Annotated in this window: 6 protein-coding genes; 3 read left to right on the top strand and 3 right to left on the bottom strand. The window is 54.7% G+C overall.

Annotated features, from left to right (window positions below):
* The 3 genes from rsmF to yebS form a co-directional block, all read right to left on the bottom strand.
* A partial coding sequence (rsmF, locus tag H7A81_RS05720; protein WP_182056968.1) for a 16S rRNA (cytosine(1407)-C(5))-methyltransferase RsmF occupies positions 1–1,113 on the bottom strand: 1,113 nt, incomplete at its 3' end.
* 75 nt (positions 1,114–1,188) lie between these two features.
* Positions 1,189–3,822 carry a PqiB family protein gene (locus H7A81_RS05715; RefSeq protein WP_166932310.1) on the bottom strand — a complete coding sequence of 878 codons (2,634 nt, stop codon included), beginning with the start codon at positions 3,820–3,822 and terminating at the stop codon, positions 1,189–1,191.
* A complete protein-coding gene (gene yebS / locus H7A81_RS05710) occupies positions 3,791–5,035 on the bottom strand; it encodes a membrane integrity lipid transport subunit YebS (RefSeq protein ID WP_182056967.1) in 1,245 nt (414 codons plus the stop codon). Before yebS ends, H7A81_RS05715 begins: the two co-directional genes overlap by 32 nt.
* A gap of 217 nt (positions 5,036–5,252) precedes the next feature.
* Here yebS and H7A81_RS05705 point away from each other — a divergent pair, with 217 nt between their 5' ends.
* The 3 genes from H7A81_RS05705 to prc all read left to right on the top strand — a co-directional run bounded on the left by H7A81_RS05705 (position 5,253) and on the right by prc (position 8,586).
* Complete coding sequence (locus tag H7A81_RS05705; RefSeq protein WP_038646557.1) at positions 5,253–5,753, top strand: GAF domain-containing protein; 501 nt, start codon at positions 5,253–5,255, stop codon at positions 5,751–5,753.
* Positions 5,754–5,849: 96 nt separating this feature from the next.
* Positions 5,850–6,530 carry an RNA chaperone ProQ gene (proQ, locus tag H7A81_RS05700; RefSeq protein ID WP_034828699.1) on the top strand — a complete coding sequence of 227 codons (681 nt, stop codon included), beginning with the start codon at positions 5,850–5,852 and terminating at the stop codon, positions 6,528–6,530.
* A 19-nt stretch (positions 6,531–6,549) separates the two neighbouring features.
* Complete coding sequence (prc, locus tag H7A81_RS05695; RefSeq protein WP_182056966.1) at positions 6,550–8,586, top strand: carboxy terminal-processing peptidase; 2,037 nt, start codon at positions 6,550–6,552, stop codon at positions 8,584–8,586.
* Positions 8,587–8,649: the final 63 nt, after the last annotated feature.

Raw genomic sequence — 8,649 nt, 5'->3', positions numbered from 1 at the left:
GTTTTCCAGCGCAGCAGGGAACAGCCACAGTTCTTTATCACGCTGCCACAACGAATGATGACCATCCCACTCAATCCCCACCTTCGCTGCCGCCTGTTGCACTTCGGCGATCAGCTTGCGGCTGGCAGGCGAGAAGGGCAGTTTCCCTACTTTATAGGTCGGTGCAGGTAGCGCCGGGATGCTGGCCGTCTTGCGCAGACGCGCAACAAAGAAGCCTTCGCTGTCGAAAATCTGTGGGAAGACATGCAGGAAGCCTTCCGGCGTCAATGCACGCTCGGCACCGTCAAACAGGTCGCACAACGGCACGATTTCAACCGCATCGGGATAGCGCTGCTGCAACCAGGCGATCACCTGCTGATTTTCAATCTGGTTCAGTGTACAGGTGGAATAAATTAACGTGCCGCCTGGCTGTAAGGCATGAAACGCACTGTCGATCAGGTCACGCTGGGTTGCGGCAATCTCTTCAGTGCTGGCCAGTGTCCAGTTACGCAGGGCGTCGGCATCTTTACGCACCACACCTTCGCCGGAGCAGGGCGCATCCAGCAGGATGGCATCAAACTGCTCAGGTAGGGCGGCACCAAACACACGACCATCAAAGTGCGTCAGCGCCACATTGCTGACGCCACAGCGGCTGATATTGGCATGCAACACTTTTACGCGGCTGGCTGAATATTCATTGGCGAGAATCGCGCCTTCGTTGCGCATCAACGCGGCCATTTGCGTGGTTTTGGAACCGGGTGCAGCGGCCACATCCATCACCTTGCGTGCTTCTGGCGCGGCATCAAACAACGCGGTGACCGGCAGCATTGAGCTGGCTTCCTGAATGTAGAACAAACCGCTCAGGTGCTCGGCCACACTGCCCAGCGGCAATGTCTCATCTTCCCGCTCGATCCAGAATCCTTCGGCGCACCAGGGAACCGGCGTTAAGCGCCAGCCATAATGCGCGGTGCGTGCTAAAAACGCCTCCACACTGATTTTCAACGTATTGACGCGCAGGCTGCGGCGCAGCGGCTGCTGGCTAATCGCCAGGAAACGCTGCAGTTCATTTTCGTCAGCCAGGCTGGTGCGCATCAGCGCAAGGAAATCTTCAGGAAAGCGATCGGACACGGACATTTACCGGGGTATCAAATTTAGCGCGAAGTGTAACACGTGCAAATAAAACGGGCAGCCCGCAGGCTGCCCGATTGCTTAATTGGGATCCGGAATCGCCGTTCCCCAACTGCGCCACTCTTTCGGCGCTTCATCCTGCAACAGGAAGTGTTTATCAGCACCGGCCTGAGGCGCCAGCGGCACCGTCGGCGGTGTGGCAAATTGAATACCGCCACGAATGAACTGCTGGAAGGTACCGGTTTTCACTACCCCACCAATCAGACCGAAGTCGAGGTTATAGCCAGACGCCAGCCAGAACACGGAGTTATTACGCACCAGATGCTGATACTTCTTGCTGATGCGCAGCGCGATCTGTACGCGATCCGCCATGTTACCCAGCGAAGTGCCGGTCACCGTGCCCACTTCTACACCACGGAACAGCACCGGCGTACCCAGCGACAGTGAACCCGCTTCGGTGGCATCGACATAAATGTTGAGTCCGTTGAGGTAACGCGAATCGGTGATGGTACTCTCCTGCAACTCAAAGGTACGTGCCTGAGCCCCTTTGCCGGGATCGACATTGAGGTAAGGCTGCAGCAAGGTCTCCAGATGATTAACACCCGCTGGCGAAATTTCCGGTGAGACCACCGAGAAGCGACTGCCGATACGCGCAAAGTCCTGCACATACTCGGGATAAAGCACCGCTTTCGCCACCACCTGATTATTGTCTTTACTCAATGCCAGTGATTCGACCTGGCCGACATTAATGCCGAGGTAACGAATCGGCATGCCCGCAGCCAGCTTGCTGGCATCAAAGGTATGCAAGGTGATCTGGCTGCCGACTGCACGCGCAGCCGTTTCAGAGGCATAGAGTACGCGTTTCACGCCTTTCGCCGCTTGCGCGCCAGTGAGGTTATCGAAACTGATCGCCCCTTTCAGCGCACGGTTGAGCGGCGAAGCCTGCACCGTTAAACCGCTGCCGTTAAGTTGCACTTTCGCACCACCTTCGGCCCAGAATACGCTCTCGCTGGTCAGCAATTTGCGGTATTGCGGCTCAATGTGGATGGAAATCTCAAAGGCATCGGCGCGCGGCACCACGTACACCACTTCACCCACCTGGAATTTCCGATACAGCACCACTGAACCGGCCTGCACATCTGGCAAGCTGTTGGCGGTCAGTTTCAGTGTGGTTGGCGGCTGGTCACCGATAATCCCTTCCTGCGCACGCTCAGCATCGGCATATAAAGGATAACGGGCGGAAGGATTGCCTTTCGCACCCGGCACCAGACGTATGCCGCCGTCTACCCATTCACGGGCACTGGCACCCAGCACCTGCATTCCATCGAGACCAAACTTCACGTCGAGACGACTATTCACAATGAATTTGCTGTCCGCGTGCACCAGATGGCGATATTCCGGATTGATGGCCACCGCGAAGCTAATGCCATTCTCATCCAGTTGACGCGAAATGACCTGCCCAATCTTCATGCCGTACAGCATCACCGGCTGACCGCCATCAATACCGTAGGTTTCCGGCGCGCTGAGTTTTACCGTCAGAACATCCGGTTTTTGCAGCAGGGTTTCGCTGGCAGGCAGCACGGTAAAGTGATCCTGCGCGGGACCTTCGCCCGGTACCAGTTCGAAGGTGTTACCGGTCAGCAAGCTGCTGAGATTGGTGTCGGTCAGGCTCAGTTTGGGCGCCCGCATTTCAATGCGGGTACCGCTGCGCATCAGGCTCGTCACCGAAGGATCCACGGTGAGTTCGCCGGTGACTTTGCCGCCCGGCAACAGATTGAGCTTGGTCAAGGTACCGACTTCCAGACCCTGGTACATCAGTGGCGTGCTATTCGCTTTGAGGTTATCGCCGCTCGGTAAATCCAGACTGATCTGCACGCCACGCTGGCTGCGTGCCAGATCGGGGTAGAGCTGATAGTTTTCATCGCTGTTGGCCTGCTGACCTTCTTCTGGAGAATCAAAGGCAATCGCTCCATTCACCAGCGCGGCCAGGCTCTCGAGCTTCACTTTGGCACCGCTCAGACTGACGTCAGCGTCTACGCCGGACACGTTCCAGAAGCGGCTCTGCTTTTTCACCAGATTGACGAAACGACGCTCAATCAGTACGTCGACCGTGACGCCATCAGTATTACCGTTGATGCTGTAGTCATACACGCGTCCCACCGGGATTTTGCGGTAGTAGACCAGCGACCCGGTGTTCAGCGAACCCAAATCGGGAGAGTGCAGATGGATCAGCAATTCGCCGGTGTTGACGCGATACTTGGGTTGGGTGTCCAGCGCGGTAAAGTGCTCACGCGGATTGCCGCCGCCGGGCATCATGCCAATATAGTTACCGCCCACCAGCGCATCCAGGCCTGAAACACCTGCCAGCGAGGCTTTCGGCGTCACCAGCCAGAACTGTGTATTGTCCTTCAGCGCATCGCGCATATCGCTCTTGATACTGGCTTTGATCTGGATGCTGTGATAGTCATCGCTCAGCACAATACCTTGCACGGTACCCACTTCCACGCCCTGATAGCGAATCGGCGTACGGCCCGGCACGATGCCATCCGCGGTCTGGAAGTTGATGGTGATAGTGGTACCGCGTTCCTGATAGTTTGTCCATAACAGCCAGCCAGCAATCAGCAGGGCAATAATGGGCAATAGCCAGAACGGCGAAACCTTGCGTTTGTTACGCAGGTTGGCGCTAGTCGGTGTAGTCGGCGTTTCCTGTTGCATGTGCATCCCAGATCAGGCGGCTATCAAGCCACTCTACAGCCATAATGGTCAGGATGACTGCCGCGCCAAAGTAGAAGGCGGCAGGTCCCATGGTAAAAGCCAGCAGTTGATCGCGATTCACCAATGACATGGTGACCGCAATCACGAACAGATCCAGCATTGACCAGCGTCCCACCCAGGTGATGGCACGCAGCAGTCGAATGCGGGTTTTTAAGCCCTGTTCACACTTAAAATGGATGCTGACCAGCAAAGTCAGCATCACTAACACTTTGGTAAACGGCACCAGGATACTGGCAATAAATACCACCGCCGCCACCGGGATGTTGCCGGAAGCCAGACCCAGAATACCGGAGAAGATCGTATCTTCACGGCGTGCGCCATTAACGTAAACTACTGAAATCGGCAGCAGATTAGCGGGGATCAGTAGCACAATCGAAGCGATCAGCGCGGCCCAGGATTTCTGCAAACTGTGGCGACGACGGAAATCGAGCGGGGTGTGACAACGTGTACAACGCCCGCGATCGTCCGGCATGCCGGTTTGATGGCAGTTCAGACACACCTGCCACTGTTCAGGGGGGGACGTCGGCAAAGTCTGCGGATAATAGTGTTCCCACAGCTCTTCCACGTTAAGGTGAATCAGCGTCAACAGGCTCAGCACCGTCAGCGCGATGTAGGCCACCAGACCGTAGCCCACCTCCAGCGCGGCATAATCCTGCACCTTAATAGAGGCGACCGCCACACCGACCAGATAGATATCCAGCATCACCCACTCTTTGAGCTTCTCCAGCATCAGCAACACCGGACGCAGGTTCATCCCGATGGCGTTGCCAATCCATAAATAGCAGATGCCCGCGACTAAGGTTACTGGTGCACCAATGGTACAAAACGCCACCATCGAGGCCGTCAGCACGTTGCCCTGCTGCGCCATCTGGATGACGCCTTCCACCAGGCTGGCGTTGATGCGCATGCCGAGCAAGCGAATATCCACCAAAGGGAGGCTGAAGGCGATGGGCATCAACACGATCATGGTCACGGCCATTACGGTGAGTCGCGTCATTGACCAATCGCGGCCACTTTGAATTTTTGCATGACAGCGCGGGCAATGCGCCGACTGATGCGATTTCACATCCGGTAAGGAAAAAAGGGTATCGCATTGCGGACAACGCTGATAACGTGCGTGGGGCAACGTCTGGCTGATAGCGTGAATTTTCATAGGTGACGCAAGTGGCCCATCGTTCGTTACGTTTACCGGCATGCTGTTCAGAGCATTCTGACTGCAATAGGGAGTGGTACAAGAATAGTCTTAACCACCGACTGCTAAGGGTATAGTAACTAACACAATGATTCACCTGATGGGGCTGGATTATTAGTGCTTATTTTAACAACTGAGTGACAACAAGCTCACGACAGTGACGAGTTATGGTTAAACAATGAACAAAAAAGCCTTTTACGAGGATTTAAATCGCGATGTCCGTGCACTGTTAGCGGGCGAAACCTCTTTCCTGGCAGCACTGGGTAATTGCAGTGCGCTGTTGTTTGAACGCCTGGAAGGCGTGAACTGGGCAGGATTCTACTTGCTCACCGAGCCAAATACGCTGGTGCTGGGTCCGTTCCAGGGCAAAATTGCCTGCGTACGCATTCCGGTGGGCAAAGGGGTTTGTGGCACAGCGATTGCAGAGGATAAAGTACAGCTCGTTGAGGATGTGCATGCGTTCCCTGGTCATATCGCGTGTGATGCGGCCAGCAACGCTGAAATCGTGATTCCTCTGAAAGTGAATGGCACCGTTGTCGGTGTGCTAGACATTGATAGTACGGTTTATTCTCGCTTTGATAGTGAGGATGAAGCGGGGCTGGTGGCCCTTACCGACGGGCTTTGTGAAGTGCTGGCGGGCAGTGACATCGAAAAATTTATTCAACTGTCACGCAGCTAATCGACTGGATCACATAGCATTTGGCGATGTTGTCATTATAATGTCGCCTGTTCATGCCTGCTCTGGTCGGCAAACCCGTAGTAATCAGGAAATTTCATGGAAAATCAACCTAAGTTGAATAGCAGTAAAGAAGTGATCGCCTTTTTGGCGGAACGTTTTCCGCAATGTTTTAGCGCCGAAGGTGAAGCGCGTCCGCTTAAAATCGGTATCTTCCAGGATCTGGTTGAGCGCGTTCAGGGTGAAAACAGCCTGAGCAAGACGCAACTGCGTTCAGCCTTGCGCCTTTATACCTCAAGCTGGCGTTACCTGTACGGCATTAAAGCGGGTGCAATCCGTGTTGATCTCGATGGCAACGCCTGTGGCGTGCTGGACGAACAACACGTTGAACATGCGCGCAAGCAGCTGGAAGAAGCCAAAGCGCGCGTTCAGGCGCAGCGCGATCAGCAAAAAGCGAAGAAACGCGAAGCCGGTGAAGAGACCGCAGAGCGTCGTCCTCGTAAACCTGCTCCTCGCAAAGCGGCTGAAGGCGAAGCACCTCGCAAGCCTCGTCCACAGGCACCGCGTGCCGCATCAGCAGAACGTCCTGCTGCACCGCGCCCACCGCGAGCTAAACCTGTCACTGATACCTCAACTTTGCAACCCGGCCAGAACATCAAAGTTAAAGCAGGCAAAAGTGCAATGGACGCCACCATTCTTGAAATCACCAAGGATGGCGTTCGGGTGCAGCTCGCTTCCGGCATGGCAATGATTGTGCGCGCAGAACACTTGCAGTTCTGAAACGGAGGCTGACCTCGGCATGAACAACATTTTAAAGATCGGTATGATCGCGGGCCTGCTGTTAGCAGGCCCCACCTTTGGCGCAGATAACATTACCCGCGCCGACCAGATTCCACAGTTACATGAAGACCCGCAGCATCCTACCGTCAGTGAACGCGTCACTTCGCGTTTCACCCGTTCTCACTATCGCCAGTTCGATCTGAATCAGGATTTCTCTGCGAAAATTTTTGATCGCTACCTGAATCTGCTCGACTACAACCATAACGTGTTGTTGGCTTCAGACATCGCGCAATACGCCGATAAGAAAACCACGTTGGGTGATGAACTGCGCAGCGGTAAGCTGGATGTGTTCTACGATCTCTACAATCTGGCGCAGAAACGCCGCTTCGAGCGCTATCAATATGCGCTAAGCGTGCTGAATCGCCCGATGAATTTCACCGGCAATGACACCATCGACATTGACCGTGCAAAATCACCCTGGCCGAAAAACAGCGATGAGCTGAACGCGCTGTGGGATGCCAAAGTCAAATATGACGAGCTGAGCCTGAAACTGGCCGGTAAAGATGACAAAGAGATTCGTGAAACGCTGACTAAGCGTTACAACTTTGCCATTCGTCGCCTGGCGCAGAGCAACAGTGAAGATGTGTTCCAGCTGGCGATGACCGCCTTTGCGCACGAAATCGACCCGCACACCAACTATCTTTCACCGCGTAACACCGAACAGTTCAACACCGAGATGAGCCTGTCGCTGGAAGGTATCGGTGCCGTGCTGCAGATGGACGATGATTACACGGTCATCAACTCCATGGTGGCTGGCGGACCGGCCGCGAAAAGCAAATCCATCAGCGTGGGCGACCGCATTGTCGGTGTTGCCCAGCCAGGTAAGCCAATGGAAGATGTGATTGGCTGGCGTCTGGATGATGTGGTGTCCAAAATCAAAGGACCGAAAGGCAGCAAAGTGCGCCTGGAAATCCTGCCTGCTGGCAAGGGCACCAAAACCCGCACCGTGACACTGACGCGTGAAAAGATCCGTCTTGAAGATCGCGCGGTGAAAGGCACCGTACATAACGTCGGTAAAGAGAAAGTCGGCGTACTGGATATTCCAGGCTTCTACGTTGGCCTGACTGACGATGTAAAAGTGCAGCTGCAAAAACTGCAGAAGCAGAACGTCGACAGCATCGTGATTGATTTGCGTACCAACGGCGGCGGTGCGCTCACCGAAGCCGTATCACTGTCGGGTCTGTTTATCCCAAGTGGCCCAGTGGTGCAGGTCCGTGACAACAACGGTCGCGTGCGCCAGGACAGCGATAACGACGGTATCGTTTATTACAAAGGTCCGCTGGTGGTGCTGGTCGATCGTTTCAGTGCTTCCGCATCTGAAATCTTTGCCGCAGCGATGCAGGATTACGGCCGTGCGCTGATTGTGGGTGAACCGACCTTTGGTAAAGGCACCGTGCAGCAGTATCGTTCGCTCAACCGCATCTATGATCAGATGCTGCGTCCTGAATGGCCGGCGCTGGGCTCAGTGCAATATACCATCCAGAAGTTCTATCGCATTAACGGTGGCAGTACTCAGCGTAAAGGCGTCACGCCGGACCTGCTGATGCCAACTGGCGTAGAAGCGGCGGAAACCGGTGAGAAGTTCGAGGACAACGCGCTGCCATGGGATAGCGTGAATGCCGCGACTTACACCAAAACCGGTGATATCACCGCGCTGGTACCGCAGCTGACCAAAGAGCACGCCGATCGTATCGCTAAAGATCGCGAGTTCCAGTACATCATGAAAGATATTGCGCGCTTTGACGCGATGAAAGACAAACGCAATATTGTGTCGCTCAATCTTGCTCAACGTGAGAAAGAGAACCACGAAGATGATGCACTGCGTCTGGAACGCATTAACGCGCGCTACCAGGCGGAAGGCAAAGCCCCGCTGAAGAGCATTGAAGATTTGCCGAAAGACTACAAAGAGCCAGACCCGTATCTGGACGAAACCGTGAAAATTGCCAATGACATGGCACAGCTGGAGAAAACCCAGCCTGCTGAAGGCGCGAAATAAATTTTCGCTGAATAAAAGCACCGCTCCGGCGGTGTTTTTTTTGCACCAAAGATATTGTTCATT

It is taken from the genome of Pantoea sp. ME81 (assembly GCF_903970985.1).
Taxonomy (GTDB): Bacteria; Pseudomonadota; Gammaproteobacteria; order Enterobacterales; family Enterobacteriaceae; genus Pantoea; species Pantoea communis.
This window is presented reverse-complemented; position numbering and strand designations above follow the sequence as displayed.